Origin of the sequence: Nonomuraea sp. NPDC049758 (genome assembly GCF_040674635.1) — a bacterium.
Lineage (GTDB): Bacteria > Actinomycetota > Actinomycetes > Streptosporangiales > Streptosporangiaceae > Nonomuraea.
The window spans coordinates 153,306-169,494 of the sequence record NZ_JBFAMZ010000011.1; the positions used below are offsets into that span (position 1 = coordinate 153,306).

At 72.9% G+C, this 16,189-nt stretch carries 11 protein-coding genes; 3 read left to right on the top strand and 8 right to left on the bottom strand.

Annotated features, from left to right (window positions below; translation table 11 throughout):
* Positions 1-57 precede the first annotated feature (57 nt).
* A complete protein-coding gene (locus AB0J46_RS28205) occupies positions 58-1,653 on the top strand; it encodes a serine/threonine-protein kinase (protein WP_364337008.1) in 1,596 nt (531 codons plus the stop codon).
* 48 nt (positions 1,654-1,701) lie between these two features.
* Here the strand turns inward: AB0J46_RS28205 and AB0J46_RS28210 are convergent, their stop codons facing one another.
* Together AB0J46_RS28210 and aceE are read right to left on the bottom strand one after the other, a co-directional pair.
* Positions 1,702-3,057 carry a HAMP domain-containing sensor histidine kinase gene (locus AB0J46_RS28210; protein ID WP_364337010.1) on the bottom strand — a complete coding sequence of 452 codons (1,356 nt, stop codon included), beginning with the start codon at positions 3,055-3,057 and terminating at the stop codon, positions 1,702-1,704.
* Between the two features lie 104 nt (positions 3,058-3,161).
* Positions 3,162-5,609, bottom strand: a complete 2,448-nt coding sequence (aceE, locus tag AB0J46_RS28215; RefSeq protein ID WP_364337012.1) for a pyruvate dehydrogenase (acetyl-transferring), homodimeric type — start codon at positions 5,607-5,609, stop codon at positions 3,162-3,164.
* Between the two features lie 33 nt (positions 5,610-5,642).
* Here aceE and AB0J46_RS28220 point away from each other — a divergent pair, with 33 nt between their 5' ends.
* Together AB0J46_RS28220 and AB0J46_RS28225 are read left to right on the top strand one after the other, a co-directional pair.
* Positions 5,643-6,266, top strand: coding sequence for a GntR family transcriptional regulator (locus tag AB0J46_RS28220; RefSeq protein WP_364337014.1), 624 nt, complete (start codon positions 5,643-5,645; stop codon positions 6,264-6,266).
* 45 nt (positions 6,267-6,311) lie between these two features.
* Entirely contained in the window at positions 6,312-7,424 is a 1,113-nt protein-coding gene (locus AB0J46_RS28225; RefSeq protein ID WP_364337016.1) for a right-handed parallel beta-helix repeat-containing protein, read from the top strand.
* Positions 7,425-7,479: 55 nt separating this feature from the next.
* On the opposite strand, the gene AB0J46_RS28230 is transcribed toward AB0J46_RS28225, so the two are convergent.
* The 6 genes from AB0J46_RS28230 to AB0J46_RS28255 are packed head-to-tail and all read right to left on the bottom strand — an operon-like array spanning position 7,480 to position 16,142.
* On the bottom strand, positions 7,480-8,871 hold the full coding sequence (locus AB0J46_RS28230) for a DHA2 family efflux MFS transporter permease subunit (protein ID WP_364337018.1): 1,392 nt from the start codon (positions 8,869-8,871) through the stop codon (positions 7,480-7,482).
* A 1-nt stretch (position 8,872) separates the two neighbouring features.
* A complete protein-coding gene (locus AB0J46_RS28235) occupies positions 8,873-10,498 on the bottom strand; it encodes an AMP-binding protein (protein ID WP_364337019.1) in 1,626 nt (541 codons plus the stop codon).
* 37 nt (positions 10,499-10,535) lie between these two features.
* Positions 10,536-11,375, bottom strand: a complete 840-nt coding sequence (locus AB0J46_RS28240; RefSeq protein ID WP_364337021.1) for a family 3 encapsulin nanocompartment shell protein — start codon at positions 11,373-11,375, stop codon at positions 10,536-10,538.
* 9 nt (positions 11,376-11,384) lie between these two features.
* Positions 11,385-12,119: a sulfotransferase family protein gene (locus AB0J46_RS28245; RefSeq protein ID WP_364337023.1), complete on the bottom strand. Its 735-nt coding sequence runs from the start codon at positions 12,117-12,119 to the stop codon at positions 11,385-11,387.
* Positions 12,104-13,087 carry an aldo/keto reductase gene (locus AB0J46_RS28250; RefSeq protein WP_364337025.1) on the bottom strand — a complete coding sequence of 328 codons (984 nt, stop codon included), beginning with the start codon at positions 13,085-13,087 and terminating at the stop codon, positions 12,104-12,106. The genes AB0J46_RS28245 and AB0J46_RS28250 overlap by 16 nt, the downstream gene beginning before the upstream one ends.
* Before the next feature lie 16 nt (positions 13,088-13,103).
* Positions 13,104-16,142 (bottom strand): amino acid adenylation domain-containing protein, encoded by a 3,039-nt coding sequence (locus AB0J46_RS28255; RefSeq protein ID WP_364337027.1) that lies wholly within the window; start codon positions 16,140-16,142, stop codon positions 13,104-13,106.
* Between the last annotated feature and the right edge of the window lie 47 nt (positions 16,143-16,189).

The following is a 16,189-nucleotide window of genomic DNA, read 5'->3' on the forward strand; positions in this document are numbered from 1 at the left end:
ACTCGAAGCCTGTGCGGCCGTTGCATGAGGGCGGGATGATCGGGTAGGCAGGGCGGCATGTCACTTTCGCACTGTGCGGGCTGGTTGCTGGCCGGACGCTACCGGCTGCTGTCCGAGCTGGGCCGCGGTGGCATGGGCCGGGTCTGGCAGGCCCACGACGAGCTGCTCGACCGGCAGGTCGCGGTCAAGGAGGTCACCCTCGGGCACACGCTGGGGACCGAGCGGGAACGGCTGCTCGGCCGGACGATGCGGGAGGCGCGGCTGGCCGCCCGGCTGAGCCACCCGCACATCGCCGCCGTCTACGACGTGGTGGTGGCCGACGAACGGCCGTGGATCGTGCTCCAGCTCGTGCCCTCGCGCAGCCTCGCCGACGTGATCGCCGAACGCGGGCCGCTGTCCCCGCCCGACGCCGCGCGCCTCGGGCTGCAGGTGCTGGAGGCGCTGAGCGCGGCGCACGCCGACGGCATCGTGCACCGCGACGTCAAGCCCGGCAACATCCTGCTGAACGGCGACCGGCACGCCCTGCTCACCGACTTCGGCCTGGCCACCACCCTCGACGACCAGGCCAACATCACCCAGTCGGGCATGGTGGTGGGCACGCCCGCGTACATCGCCCCGGAACGCCTGCGCGGCGGCCACGCGACCCCGCAGGCCGACCTGTGGTCCCTCGGCGCCACCCTGTACGCGGCCGTCGAGGGCCAGTCGCCCTTCCCGCACAGCGGCCATCTGGCCGCACTGACCGCGGTGCTCACCTCCGAGCCCGCGCCGTTCCACCTGGCCGGGCCGCTCGCGCCGGTCATCGCCGGTCTCCTGACCAAGGACCCCGCCCGCCGGATCGACGGCGAGGAGGCCCGGCGGCGCCTGACCCGGGTGGCCGCGCTGCGCGACGAGGAACCCCACGACACCGCCGCCATCCCCCTGGCCACCCCCCTGCCCAACACCGGCGACCTCCTTCCTCCCACCCTCTTCCCCCCGGCCCCCGCTCCGGAAGCCGTTCCCGCCCCCGCCCTGGAAGCCGATCCCGTCCCGGAGGCCGATCCCGTTCCGGTGGGCGTCCGGGACGTGGGGGCCGTCGCAGGGGTGCGGCCGGACGCCAGGCGGCGGATCCCGGGGTGGGACCGCGCGGTACGCAGGACCGGCGAGCGGAACCACGCCGTGCGCCGGACCATGCCCGACGCCGCGCGCGGGCTTCGCGCGCACCGCGAGCTGCTGCCGTTCTCGGTGTCTATCCCGCAGCCGGGCAGGCCGCAGCGCTGGCGGCAGCTCACCGCCGTGGCCGCGCTCGTCACCAGCGTGCTCCTCACGACGTCATGGAACGGCGACGGCGGCCCGCCCGCCAGCCCCCGCACGCCCTCCTACGCCGACCCGGCGCCGAATGAGGCCACCGAGCACGAGGGCGTCATGCACGCCGTGGCCGTCGCGCGCGACCGCACCTCGGAGGGCGGTTCCGACCGCGCGGCCGAGCAGAGCGGCTCCCGCCGCCGTCCGCCCGCCCAGCCCCTCGCCCAGCCGCCGGCCCAGCGGCCCGCCGTGACCGGCGCCAGGTCCGGCGCCACGTCCGGCGACGGCTCGGGAAAGGGGCGGAAGGTCGGCCATCAGGCCGCCAAGGCCAAGCACGGCAAGGGCCTGGCCCGCGGCCACGGCAAGCACTAGAACCCCGCGGCCCCGGCAGGCACCAGAACCCCGCGGCCCCGCACCCCGTCAGGCGAGGGGGAGGCGGAGGACGAAGCGGGCGCCCTTGGGGGAGTCCTCGATGGTCAGCGTGCCGTGGTGCGCGGTCGCGATCTCGCGGGCGATCGGCAGCCCGAGACCCGTGCCGCCGGCGTCGCGGTTGCGGGAGTCGTCCAGGCGGATGAAGCGCTGGAAGACGAGCTCGCGCTGGGCCCGTTCGATGCCTCCGCCGTCGTCCAGGACCTCCAGCACGGCCCGGCCGCCCTCCTGCCGGACGGTCACGGTGACCTGCGTCTCGGCGTGCCGCTCGGCGTTGTCCAGCAGGTTCGTCAGCAGCCGGGTGAGCTGCAGCCGGTCGCCCATGACCACCACGCCCTCGTCCGGGCCGGTGACCACGCGCTTGGCCCGCGGCCTGGCGGTCTCGGCGGCCACCAGCTCGCCCAGGTCCACCGGCTCACGCTCGCTCGGCGCTCCGGCGTCCAGCTTGGTCAGCGTGAGCAGGTCGGTGACGATGGCCTGCAGCCGGTCGAGGCTGGCCAGCACCTGGGTGCTGGTCTCCCGCCAGTCGGTCTCCTCCGGATGCAGCATGGCCTCCTCGACCTGCGCGCGCATGGCGGTGATCGGGCTGCGCAGGTCGTGCGAGGCGTCCCCGGCGAACCTGCGCTGCTGCTCCATCGCGGCCTCCAGGCGGGCCCGCGCCGTCTCCAGCCGTTCCAGCGTCTGGTTGGCGGTCTCGGCCAGGGCTCTGATCTCGTCGTCGGTGTCCGGGACGGGCACCCGCAGGCCGCCGCCGTCCGCGGTGATCTCGGCGAGCCTCTTGGTGATGCTGCTGACGGGGGCGAGCGTCCTGGCCACGACCCGCGACACCCCGAAGAAGGTCAGCCCGACCAGCAGCGCCGACACCACGATCTGGAACAGCACGACCTGCGGGCTGACGAACCAGGGGACCGCGGGGTCGAAGGCGTAGATGATCCAGGTGCCCTCGGGCTGGAAGGCGCGCAAAGCGACCACGAGCTCGCACCGGCCGGGGAAGGCCGGCAGGTCGCAGCTCCTGCTGACGTAGTTCGCCTGGTCGCGGGGGACGTGGGCGGTCTGGCGGGGGACGCCGGCCAGGTTGGGCGTCCAGGCGACGGCCCGTCCGGCCGGGTCGACGACCTGGATGCCGTCGAGGCCGAGGGGTTCCAGCACCTGGGGCAGCTGGTTGCGCTTGACCATGAGGAGCACGCGCAGGGCCCGGCCGGACACGTCGCTGGCGCGCACGTCGGCGACGTCGTCGTGGATGCCGAACATGACGAAGCCGCTGACGACGACGTTCAGCAGCAGCATGGCGATGCCGGCGAGCAGTGCCAGCCGCGTACGCAGCGACCGGCGCAACCGTGTTCTCACCCGTCTCCCCCCGGGGATCAGCAGAACACGGTTGGTGCACCAGGCCCTAACTTAGGGAGATTCCTCGATAAATACGGTTACGCCGGGACGAGTCGCCCCCGCTGCTACTCCTCCACCGCCTTCAGCACGGCGTCCGCGATCGACCGCGGATCGACCCCGAAGTGCCTGCGCACGGCCTCCCGGGTGTCGGAGAGCCCGAACCCGTCGGTGCCGAGCGAGGTCCACGGCCGGTCGATCCACGGCCTGATCTGGTCGGGCACGGCCCGCATCCAGTCGCTGACCGCGATCACCGGCCCCTCGGTCCCGGCCAGTGCCTGCCGCAGGTACGGCACCCCGGTCGCCGACATGGCCTCGCGCCGCAGCTCGCTCCACGAGGTGACCGACCAGACGTCCACGCCCACCCCGTACTCCTCGGCCAGCAGCCGCTGGGCCTCCAGCGCCCAGTGGATCGCGGTGCCGCTGGCCAGCAGGTGCGCGGCGCCGCCGCCGGCGGAGTAGCGGTAGATGCCCTTGACGATGCCCTCCTCGACGCCCTCGGGCATCGCGGGCTGGGGCAGCGGCTCGTTGTAGAGGGTCAGGTAGTAGAACACGTCCTCGGCGGCCTCGCCGTACATGCGCCTGAGCCCGTCGCGGACGATGACGCCGACCTCGTAGGCGAAGGCCGGGTCGTAGGCCAGGCAGGCGGGGTTGGCGGAGGCCAGGAGCTGGGAGTGGCCGTCGGCGTGCTGCAGGCCCTCGCCCGTCATGGTGGTGCGGCCGGCGGTCGCGCCGAGCAGGAAGCCGCGGCCGAGCTGGTCGGCCAGGGCCCACATCTGGTCGCCGGTCCGCTGCCAGCCGAACATCGAGTAGAAGATGTAGAACGGCACCATCGGCTCGCCGTGGGTGGCGTAGCTGGTGGCGGCCGCGGTGAAGGAGGCCATCGAGCCGGCCTCGGTGATGCCCTCGATGAGGATCTGCCCGTCCACCGCCTCCTTGTACGCCAGCAGCAGCTCCCGGTCGACGGACTCGTACCGCTGGCCGAGCGGCGAGTAGATCTTCGCCGTGGGGAACAGCGACTCCATGCCGAACGTCCTGGCCTCGTCGGGCACGATCGGCACCCAGCGCCGCCCGGTCTCCGGCTCCTTCATCAGGTCCTTGACCAGCCGGACGAACGCCATCGTGGTGGCGATCGGCTGCGTCGAGCCCTTGGCCAGGGCCGCGAACGGCCGCTCGCCCGGCTGCGGCAGCGGCCGGCCGGCGACCGTGCGGCGGGGGATCGGGCCGCCCAGCTCCCGGCGGCGCTCGGCGACGTACTCGGCCTCGGCCGAGCCGGGCCCCGGGTGCAGGTACGGCGGCAGCTCCCCGGCCAGCGCCGAGTCGGGGACCGGCAGGCCGAGCCGGTCGCGCATGACGCGGAACTCGTCGAGCGTGAGCTTCTTCATCTGGTGGTTGGCGTTGCGCGCCTCGACGCCCGCGCCCAGCGTCCAGCCCTTGACCGTCTGCACGAGGACCACGGTGGGCGCGCCGCGGTTCTGCAGCGCCCGGTGGTAGGCGGCGTACACCTTGCGCGGCTCGTGCCCGGCCCGCGAGCCGCCGACGATGCGCCGCAGGTCGTCGTCGGAGTACGGCACGTCGAGCCCCTGGAACAGGTGCTGCCTGATGTAGGCGCCGTCGGCGGCGGCGAATGTCTGGAACTGGCCGTCCGGCACCTCGCCGAGCCTGGCCACGAGCTCGTCGGAGCCGAGCAGGCCGTCCCACTCGGCGCCCCACAGCGCCTTGACGACGTGCCAGCCCGCCCCCCGGAAGACGCTCTCCAGCTCCTGCACGATCCGGGTGTTGCCGCGTACCGGGCCGTCGAGCCGCTGGAGGTTACAGTTGATCACGAAGGTGAGGTTGTCCAGCCCCTCCCTGGCGGCCAGCGTCAGCGCCGCGGTGGACTCCGGCTCGTCCATCTCGCCGTCACCCAGGAAGGCCCAGACATGGCTGTGCGAGGTGTCCTTGATGCCGCGGTTGTGCAGGTAGCGGTTGAAGCGCGCCTGGTAGACCGCGTTGAGCGGGCCGATGCCCATCGATACCGTCGGGAACTGCCAGAAGCCCGACATCGCCCTCGGGTGCGGGTACGACGGCAGCCCGCCCTGCGTCTCGCGCCGGAACAGGTCGAGCTGCTCCTCGCTCAGGCGCCCTTCGAGGAAGGCCCGCGCGTAGACGCCGGGGGAGGCGTGCCCCTGGAAGAAGACCTGGTCGTCCGTGCCGTGGAAGAAGTGGTTGAAGCCGACCTCGTACAGCCAGGCGGCCGAGGCGTAGGTGGCCAGGTGGCCGCCGAGGCCGAGCTTGCTGCCCCGGCTGACCATGACGGCGGCGTTCCATCGGTCGTAGGCCGCGACGCGTTCTTCGAGCTCCAGGTCGCCGGGGTAGGCGGGCTCCTCGGCGGTGGGCACCGTGTTGAGATAGCGCGTGCTCGTGGCGAGCCTGCGCAGCAGGTAATCGGCCCGATCGGGACCGGCCGCCCGCCGGACCGCCTCAAGCGATTCGAGCCATTCGGCGGTCTCCTGTGGATCCAGGTCTTTCTCCATGCTTCCATTAAACACCATATGATCGATCATCCGATGAAAGGATTATCTGTGGAGCCCGTGGTGCGGCCGCCGTTGCGCGAGGAGATCAGGAAAGTGCTGCTCGACGGCCTGATCAGCGGCCGCTGGGAGCCCGGCGAGCGTATCGTCGAGCGCCGCCTGGCCGCCGAGCTCCAGGTCAGCCAGGCCCCCGTCCGCGAGGCGCTGCGCGAGCTGGAGGCGCTCCGGCTGGTCGAGTCGGCGCCCCACCGCGGCGCCCGGGTGCGCGGCTTCACCCTCGACGACCTGCGCGAGGTCTACCAGGTCCGGGCCGGGCTGGAGGAGACGGCCACCCGCCTCGGCCGGCCGCCGGTGGCCGCGCTGCGCGCCCACGTGGCCCGCCTGCACGCGGCCGCGGCCGCCGGCTCCCTCGACGACCAGGTGCGCCACGGCGTGGCCTTCCACCGGGAGATCGTTGCGGCGTCCGGCAACGCGCTGCTGGTGTCGGTGTGGGAGTCGCTCGGCGTCGAGGTCTGGACGCACGTGTCGATCCGGCTGTTCCGGATGCGCCCGCACGAGAACGCGGCCGACCACGAGCCGCTCGTGGAGGCGTTCGAGCGCGACGACCCGCGGGCCGGCCGTCTGCTGCACGACCACGTCCTGGCCTACGCCCCCGACTGACCCCTCTCTTGACACCCCCGCGCCCGGCGTGGACAGTTCAAGACCATGATCACCAGAAGGACGTTACTCGGGGGCGCGGCGGCCCTGCTGGCCGGTCGCCCGCTCGTCACACCGGCACGGGCGCAGGCGTCGGCCTCGGTCGCCTACGTCAGCGGCTCGGAGATCCAGAAGCTCCTCAACGCCGCCAGGGACGGCAAGGGCGCCAAGGACGCCGCCGGCCGGTACATCGCCAAGGTGCCCAAGGCCACCTACCTGCTCACCGAACCGCTCATCGTGCACAGCAACACCCATCTGGACGCCACGGACGTCAGGATCGTGGCCCGCTTCCCCGCCACGGGCGTCAAGCACACGATGGTCCTCAACGCCGTGAGCGCGACCGCCGGCGGCTACTCCGGCGCCACGAACATCGCCGTCACCGGCGGCAGCTGGGACCCGGTGTGGGACTTCGTCCAGCGCGGCGTGCTCGACCAGGCGCCCGCCATGAACGGCATCACCATGATCCACGCCTCCGACGTGCTGATCGAGAACGTCACCATGTGGAACGTCAAGTGGTGGCACGGCATCGAGCTCAACGCCGTACGGCGCGGCACGGTCCGGGGCTGCAGCCTGATGGGCTGGATCCGCGACCCCGCCCAGGGGCTGTGGCACGGCGAGGCGGTCCAGCTCGACCTGCCGGCCGGCGGCAACACCTGGGGCGGCGCGAGCGATCTGACGCCGTGCACCGACATCCTGCTGACCGGCAACACCTGCGACGCCTCGGGCTCACAACTCGGCTGGGGCCAGTTCACCGGCTCGCACACCTCCGACCCCGCCCACCGGCACACCAACGTGCGCATCCAGGGCAACATCGTGCGCAACACCCGCTACGACGGCATCGCCACGGTCAACGCCCAGAACGTACGCATCACCGACAACACGGTCGAGGGGTGCGAGGGCGGGATCTACGTGAAGTCGGTGGCGGGAGCCCCGCTGCAGACCGTCGAGATCACCGGCAACCAGGTGAGCGGCACCGGCACGCGCGACGCCCTCGGCATCCGGGGCGACGCCGCCGCGATCACCGACGTCGTGGTCTCCGGCAACACCGTCCCCTGCGAGAAGGTCCACTACTACGGGACGGTGACGCCGAGGGCGGGCGCCGTGCTCGACTGCGCGTCCTAGGCGGCGCGGACCGTTCGTGCCCGCCTCGGGGATGGGGAGGCGGGCCCGTACGCGTTCAGGCGCTGCGCGCCGCCGGTTCGGCGCGCGGGGCGCGCGGGGCGCGCAGGCCGGCGGCGGCGACGGCGACCGGCGCGCACAGGCCGAGCATCGTCAGCCACACCCCCTGGTACGCCTCGACCACCCCGAGCCGGTCGCCCGACAGCACCAGCACCAGCGCCGAGACGCCGATGACGGCCCCGACGGCCCGCGAGGTCACCGACAGGGCGGTGCCGGTGGCCAGCCGTGCGGGCGGGATCTCGGCCACCGCCGCGCCGCTCAGCGACGTGATCAGCACGGCCACCGCGACCCCCGACAGCACCACCGCGGGCAGCACCACCGTCAGGTACGCCGGGGCGTCCCCCGTCGCGAACGCCAGGTACGCCGTGGACAGGGCCAGCAGCGCCACCCCGCACAGGGCGAGCAGGCGATGGCCGGTCCTGGCGGCCAGCCGCCCGGCCAGCGGCGCGGTCAGCACCTGGGCGAGCGCCCCCGGCGTGACGGCGAGCCCCGCGGCGGCCACGGAGTAGCCCCAGATCCCGGTCAGGAACAGGATGTTGGCCAGCGGCAGCGCGAACATCACCAGCCCGACCAGGAACATCGCGAGGTTGGCCCGCTGCGTGCCGCGCGCCCGCAGCGCGCCCAGGTCCACGATCGGCGCGGGATGCGTGCGCGCCCGCCGGACGAACAGCACGGCCACGACGACGCCCGCGACCAGCGCCGCGATCGTGCCGGGGCTGCCCGGCCCCCACGCGTCGCTCTGCACGATCGCCAGCGAGGGCAGCCCGATGGCCCCCACCAGCAGCAGCAGCCCGGCGATGTCCGGCAGCCGGGACGTGGCCGCCTCGCCCGCCCGCTTGGGCACGATCCGCCAGGCGCCCGCCAGCACGGCCGCCCCGACCGGCAGGTGCAGGAAGAACACCGTCCGCCAGTCCCAGACGCCGACCAGCATGCCGCCCAGCGACGGCCCCGACGCCGTCGCCACCGACTGCGCCGCGCTCCACAGCCCGATCGCCGTGCCCCGGCGTTCCGGCGGGTAGTACGGCAGGATCAGCGCGAGCGTCAGCGGCGTGATCACCCCGCCGCCCACGCCCTGCACGACCCGGGCGGCGATCAGCGCGCCGGCCGACGGCGCGACCGCGCACAGGGCGGCGCCGACCACGAACACCGCGAGGCCGGTCAGGAACACCCGCCGCGCGCCGAACCGGTCGGCCAGGCCGCCGGCCGGCAGCAGCGCCGCGGTGAACACGATCGCGTAGCCGTTGAACACCCACGACAGCTGGGGCAGGCTGCTGCGCGGGAAGCTGAGCATGATGTCGGGGAAGGCGATGTTCGCGAGCTGCACGTCGATCGCACCGAGGAAGGCGCTCCCGCACAGGACGGCCAGCGGGAGCGCCCGTGAACCGGCCACCTCAGTCCGACGCCGCGCCGAACCGCTCCCGCAGCTCGACCTTGCGGATCTTGCCGGTGACGGTCCGCGGCATCTCCTCGACGATCTCCAGGCGTTCGGGCCAGAACCAGTCGTTCACGCCGGCCTCCTTGAGGTAGGCGCGCAACTCCTCCAGCGCGGGCGGCTCGCCCGACGGCGTGACGACGGCGCACACCTGCTCGACCAGCGCCGGGTCCGGGATGCCGATGAGGGCGATGTCGCGGATCGCCGGATGCCGTCCGAGCAGCGCCTCGATGTCGCTGACCGGCAGCTTGAGGCACATGTTGGCGATGATGACGTCCTTGGTCCTGCCGGAGATGCGCACGCCGCCGTAGCCGTCGTCGCGGGCCAGGTCGCCGGTGTCGAACCAGCCGTCCGGGGTGATCGACTTGGCGTAGATCTCGTCGCGCAGGTAGTAGCCGAGGCACTGGGCCGCGCCGCGTACCTGAAGCGCGCCGATCTCGCCCTTCTCGACCGGTTTGTTCTCCTCGTCGACGATGCGCACCTCCATGCCGGAGATGACCGTGCCGTCGCTCTCGCCGGCCCGCTCGGGCGGGTCCTGCGGGCGGGTCATGGTGACGCCGCCGTTCTCGGTCATGCCCCACAGCGCGTACACGCGCACGCCCAGCGTCTCGGTGACCCGTTCCACCAGGTGCGGCGGGACGGGGGCCGAGCCGGAGACGAAGACGCTCAGGCTGGGCAGCTCGCGCGGCCGGGCCGCCTGCTCCTCGCTGATCTCCCGGGCGAACGGCGGCGAGCCGTAGTACATGGTGACGTCGTGGTCGGACATCAGGTCGAGGTAGACGCCTGGATCCCAGGCGTCGGCCGTGACCGCGGTGCCGCCCAGCGTCAGCGCCGTCAGGTACGCCATCACCAGCCCGACGTAGTGCATCGACGTCTGGGCCGTCATGATGACCAGGCTCGGGTCCAGCCCGAACGCCTCCGCGTAGCCCTTGATGTCGGCGTACAGGGTGTTCTGGCTGTGCAGCGCGCCCTTGGGCTCGCCGGTCGTGCCCGAGGTGAACAGGATGAGGAACGGGTCGTCGGGGCCCAGCTCGCGGCCCTCGATGTCGGCCGGGTCGCCCGGTTCCGGGTTGAGCAGGAGCTCGTCGAAGTCGAGCGAGCCGGGCGGGCCGTCGCCGCCGACGACGATCACGTGCTCCAAACTCGGGATCTCCCGGGCCAGGGTCATCCCCGTCTCGGCCGTGTCCAGGTGGCCGATCCGGCTCGTGGTGACGAACAGCTTCGCCTCGGTCAGCCGGATCATGAAGTCCAGCTCGCGGTGCCGGTAGATGGGCATCTGCGGGGCGATGCGCGCGCCGACCTTCATGCACGCCAGCGCGAGGGGCAGCGTCTCCCTGCGGTTGGGGAGCTGGATGGCGACGAAGTCGCCCGGCCGCACGCCCAGCCGGACCAGGCCGTGCGCGATGCGGTCGGTCATCGCGCCCAGCTCGGCGTAGGTGACGACGTCGGTGACACCGTCGGCGACGCGCCGGCTGATCAGTGCTGCCTTGTCGGGAGACGCACCTGTGTTGCGGCGTAAGTCGTCCAGAAAGGTCTCGTCGCGCCACCAACCATTGCGCCGGTATTCCTGGCTCGTGTCCGACACGGTCACCGCCTTTCGTCGTTCTCGTTCTACTCGATTGCTATGAAGTGGGAAATACGGTGTTTTCCCCGGCAGGGGTGACCAGGTAGAACAACCCCGGCAGATGCACCGCGACGCCCTCGTACACCTCCGCGCAGACGGCCACGCCCGGCCGGGCGAACGTGCCGGGCGGCGGCTCGGCCACCCGGATCACCGAGCGGCCCGCGTCCAGCAGCCTGGCCGCCACGGAGATGTCGCCGACCAGGGCGTCCCCGGGGGCGACCCACCGGTTGCGGCTGACCTTCATGCCGTTGCCCTCGGCCAGCTCGGCCAGCAGCCCGCCGCGGCCGATCAGCCGGTGATAGTAGTCGCGCGGGTTGACGATCATCGCGTGCGGGGTCGCGCCCGACTGCTCGACCTCGTCGCACGCCGACAGCACGCCGTGGACGTAGTCGTCGTACGGCAGGCGGGCGATCTCCGGATGGCCGAGCAGGGCGGTGGTCAGGGCCAGGTTCTCGGCCGTGGCCAGCCGCACCAGCAGGCGGTAGTCGAGGAAGGTGGCCAGGGCGTCCGGGTCGGCGGCCAGGCCGTCGGGGATCTGCACCCACGCCCGGATCGGATGCACCTTGGCCTCCGACATGCCGAACCTGAAGGCCGCCTCGCGGCGCACGTCCGAGTCGCGCACCGACCGCCGCTCGTCCTCGCCGGGCGGCGACTCCGTCCAGAACCGGGCCCGGTCGCCCTCGACGGGGACGACCTTGAGCAGGTTGCGCACGGTCAGGCGGGGCCGGTCCTTGGTCGGCTCGTGCGCCTCGGTGATGGTGTAGTCGAAGGTCACTTCCGCGTGGCCGGGGTCCTCGGCGTAGGCCCGCGCGAACAGCCGGCCCGGTGACTCTGACATGGATGCTCCCTATTCGTCCTGGACGAGGCGCTGGTAGAAGGGGAGGTGGTGGTCGTAGAAGGCCCGCAGGGCCGGATGGTTGTCCACGGTGGCGGCGTAGACGTTGCCGCGGTCCTCGAACCCGGCGCTGCCGCTCGCGTCCAGGTGCCAGCGGCGGGTCCGCCCCCACTCCGGGCGGTCGCCGGCGGCCCAGCTGAGCGAGCCGGGCAGGAAGGGCAGGCCGGTGTAGGCGCAGAACTCCTCGACGACCGCCGCCGGCTCGCGGATCAGCCGTTCGGTGCGGATCACCAGCGGCCGCCGGCCGGTCGCCTCCCGGACCAGCTCGTGCAGCAGGAACAGCCGCTCGTAGCCGATCTCGTCGCAGGTCACCGCCGGTTTGATCGCGTAGTGCGAGGCGATGGTCGGCCGCGGGTCGCGCACGATGAACGTGTGCACGATCCCCGCCAGGTCTTCCGGATGCTTGAACAGGTGCGGGTACTCGTAGTCGAGCACCTCCTTGACGAACACCGGCCGCGCCCGCGCCAGCTCGGCCAGCCGGACCAGCAGGTCCTTCTCCGAGCGGGCCGTCACCTGGCCGCCGTCCGGCGCGGGCAGCGTCAGCGAGCCCTCCTCGGTCAGCGCCAGGAACGGCTCGTGCAGGACGGCCACGTCGCCCCGCTCGATCATCATGCGCAGGAACGCCGTCGAGGCCGAGCGCGAGTGCGCCCACATGGCGACCAGCGGCCCGCTCACCCCGACCACCACGCCGGCACCCGGTCCCAGCGGTGCCGCCGCAGCTCGCTCAGCAGGTCAGGGTCGAGCGGCCGCCCGTCGGAGACGCCGAGGTTGGCCCGCACGTGCGCCGGCCTGCGCATCCCCGGGATCACCGTGCTGACCGCCGGGTGGTGCAGCACGAACCGCAGCGCGACCTCCGGCAGCGAGAGCCCCTCCGGGAGCGCCGCCTTGAGCCGTTCGGCCCGCTCGACGCTCGGCCCCAGGTTCTCCGGCCCGAAGTACGTGCTGCGCCAGTCCTCCTCCGGCCACGTGCTGTCCGCGGTCAGTGTGCCCGTGAGGGTGCCCTCGTCGAACGGCACCCGGGCGATGATGCCCACGCCCTCGCGCAGCGCCCGGTCGAACAGCTCGTCCTCGGGCGCCTGGTCGAAGATGTTGTAGATCACCTGGATGACGTCGATCAGGCCGGTGTCGAGCGCGGCGAGGCAGTTGGCCGGCTCCCACCGGTTGACGCTGATGCCGACCGCGTCGATCAGGCCCTCGCTCTTGAGGTCCCTGATCGCCTCCTGCCACCGCTCGTCGCGGGCCCAGCGGTCCTCCCAGGTGTGGAACTGCATGAGGTCGATGCGCGAGACGCCCAGGTTCTCCAGGCTGCGATGGGTGTACTCGCGGATGTGCTCGGCGGGGTAGGCGTCGTCGAGGGTGTCGTCCGGGCGCGGGGGCCATTCGCGGTTCTTCGGCGGGATCTTCGTGGCCACGTACAGCCGGTGGCCGGAGTGGCGGCGCAGCAGCGCGCCGAGCAGCTGCTCGCTGACGCCGCGGCCGTAGACCCAGGCGGTGTCGAAGAAGGTGCAGCCCAGTTCGACGGCCTCGTCGAGGCACCGGGGGGCGACGTCGTAGTCCCAGCCGGTGAAGCCGCCGGGGCCGCCGCCGATGCCCCACATGCCGTATCCGACCTCGCTGACCTCCCAGCCGAGGTTTCCCATCTTGCGGTAGCGCATTCCTGACCTTTCCTGATCAACCGGCGGGCACCCGCTGCCCGGCCGTGCCCGCCAGGCGGGCGTGGTAGGCGGCGATCGGGCCGTCGAGGGTGCCCTCGCCGAGCCGCCATCGCTGTTCGAGCCTGTGGCACTCGTCCTTGCGGAACAGCGCGGGGTTGTCGGTGAGCAGCCCGCCGAACGCCCGGCGCAGCTCCTCCTCGTCCGCCGCGGCGGGCAGCAGGGAGGCGAGCGTGATCAGCTCGCGGTCCCCGCTCGCCCGGCCGGTCTCGCGCACGAGCCGCGCGAAGTCGCCGCACGGGATCGGCGTGACCGGCACGCCCGCCCGGGCCGGCACGTCGTCGATGCGGACGCTCTCGGCGCGGAAGACGTGCAGCGTACGGCCCCAGACCTCGGGATCGGCCACGGCCGCACCGACCCGCGCGGCGACGTAGTCGACCGGGGTGTAGTCGGTGCGCGTGGCGACGTCCGGACGCACGCCGAGCCGCACGAACGCCGACAGCAGCAGGTGGGTGAAGGCGACCGGGTTCGGATAGCCGTTGTCGGCGCTCGGCATGATCTCGCCCAGCCGCAGCACGGTCACCAGCGCGCCCCGGCGCCGGGCCTCGGCCAGGTAGCGCTCGGCGATCCACTTCGACCGGCTGTAGCCGCCGCCCGGCGGCCTGGCCAGCGCCGGGTCGCAGTCCTCCGGGACGCGCTCGCCCCTGTGGAGCGCCTCCGTCTGCAAGGCGCCCAGCGTCGAGACGTAGTGCAGCGGCACCGGGTGGTGGGCCATCGCCAGCCGCACCAGCTCGATCGTGCCGCGCACGTTGGCCTGACGGTGGGCGCGGTAGTCGAACAGGAAGTTCACCATCGCGCCGTTGTGCAGCACCAGGTCGCAGGCTCGGGCCAGATGCTCCCAGGTGGAGCCGTCCAGCCCGAGGCCGGGTAAGGACAGGTCGCCCGCGTAGCCCTCCAGCCGGTCGGCGAAGCGCGGCTCCCACAACCCCCGCTCGGCGAGCGCCGCGACGACCCGGGCCGTGGCCGCCTCGTCGTCGGCCGCCCGCGCCAGGCAGCACACCCGCAGCCCGCCGCGGCTCAGCAGCTCGTGCACCAGACGGCTGCCGACGAACCCGGTGCCCCCGGTGACCAGCACCGTGCGCAGCCGCTCCGGCCTGGACGCCCGCCGGATGGGCTCCCCGTCGGGCACCACGGAGTCGCGCGCCATCAGCACCGACTCCTCCTCGATGGCCTCGTGGTCCTGCCGCCGCCGCTCGATCAGCCGGGCCAGCGCGCCGGCCGTCGGGTGGTCGTACAGGTCCTTGACGTCCACGCGCACGCCGGTCTCGGCGGTGATCATGTGGACCACGGACAGGGCCTGGATGGAGTCGCCGCCCGACTCGGCGAAGTGCGTCTCGGCGGTCAGGCCGGGCCAGCCCAGCGCCGAGCGCATCGCCCGCAGCACCTGGTCGCCCAGGCACGCGGTCGGCGCGCTCTCGGCCAGCAGCGCGGTGTCCTCGGCCAGCCGGCCGTCGAGGATCTCCTGGAGCCGGCCGCGGTCCACCTTGCCGTTGTCGTGCAGCGGCATCTCGGCCAGCGGGAAGAAGTAGCGCGGGACGCTGGTCCGCGGCAGCGTGCGGCGCAGCTCGGCGGCCAGCGCGGCCTCGGTCAGGCCCCTGCCGGAGGCGAACAGCGCCAGCGCCTTGACGCCCGCCTGCTCGGCCACCAGGACCTCGGCCTGCAGCACGCCGGGGCAGCGCTGGGCCGCCGCGGCGATCTCGCCCAGCTCGATGCGCACGCCGTGGATCTTGACCTGGAAGTCCTTGCGGCCGGCGAAGAACAGGCGGCCGTCGTCGTCCAGGTGGCCGAGGTCGCCCGTGAGGTAGAGGCGCTCGCCCGGGATCTCGTCCGGGAACGGGTTGCCGACGAACGCCCTGGCCGTCGCGGCCGGGTCGCCCAGGTAGCCCGCGCCCAGGCAGACGCCGCCGATCGCGATCTCGCCGGTCGTGCCGGGCGGGACCGGGCGCAGGTCGTCGTCCACCACGACCGCGTAGCAGTTGTCGATCGGGCGGCCCAGCGGGACCGCGTCGCCGTCGGCCGCCGACACCCGGTGGAAGACCATCCCGATCGACGCCTCGGTGGGGCCGTAGCCGTTGGTCAGGTCGAGGCCGGGCAGCAGGGCCATCAGGCGGTGCACCGCGCGCGGGCTGACCGCCTCGCTGCCGACGACGAGCCGGCGCAGGGACGACAGCGCGCGCAGGGCGGCGGCGTCGCCGTCCACGATGGCGACCAGGGCGTTGAAGACGCTGGAGACGAAGTCGGCGGTGGTGATGCCGTACCGGGCGATCAGGTCGATGGTGTGCCGGAGGTTGAGGAAGTCGCCCTGCACGGGCAGCACCGTGCGCCCGCCCGTGGTCAGCGGCCAGAACAGCTGCCACAGCGCGGAGTCGGAGGTGTGCCTGCTGTTCTGCAGCACGACGTCGTCGCCGGTCGCGGCGAAGTAGCGGGTCATGAAGCGCAGCCGGTTGGCCAGGCCGCCGTGCCGGTTCATCGCGCACTTGGGGGTGCCGGTGGTGCCGGAGGTGAAGTAGCCGTACGCCAGGTCGTCCGGGCCCAGCTCGACCGCCGGGCGCTCGGCGGTCGGGACGATCGCGTCGATCCCGACGATCACCGCCCGATCGGCGGCGCCCGGCGGCAGCGGTTCGCCGCCCGCGCACAGGATCGGACCGTCCGGCAGCACGTCCAGCGTGTCGCGCACGCGCTCGACCGGCCACGACGGGTCGAGCGGCACGAACGCCGCGCCCAGCTTCATCAGCGCCAGGTACGCGACCGGCAGTTCCAGCGAGTTGACCAGCAGGGCGGCGACCACGTCGCCCTTACCCACGCCGTGCCCGGCCAGCGTCGCCGCCAGGCCGTTGACCAGGTCGTCCAGTTGCCTGTAGGTGAGGGTCCTGCCGTCGTAGGTGACCGCCGGCCGCTCCGGGCACCGGTCGGTCTGCTCCTCGATCAACGCCGGGACGGGACGGAACGGGCCGAAGTCGACCGCCCGGCCGGTGAAGCCGCGGGTGTTGCCGGTCATCTCCACCTCTCTGTCAGGAATGTACGAACGGCGACCGGCCCCTTTGC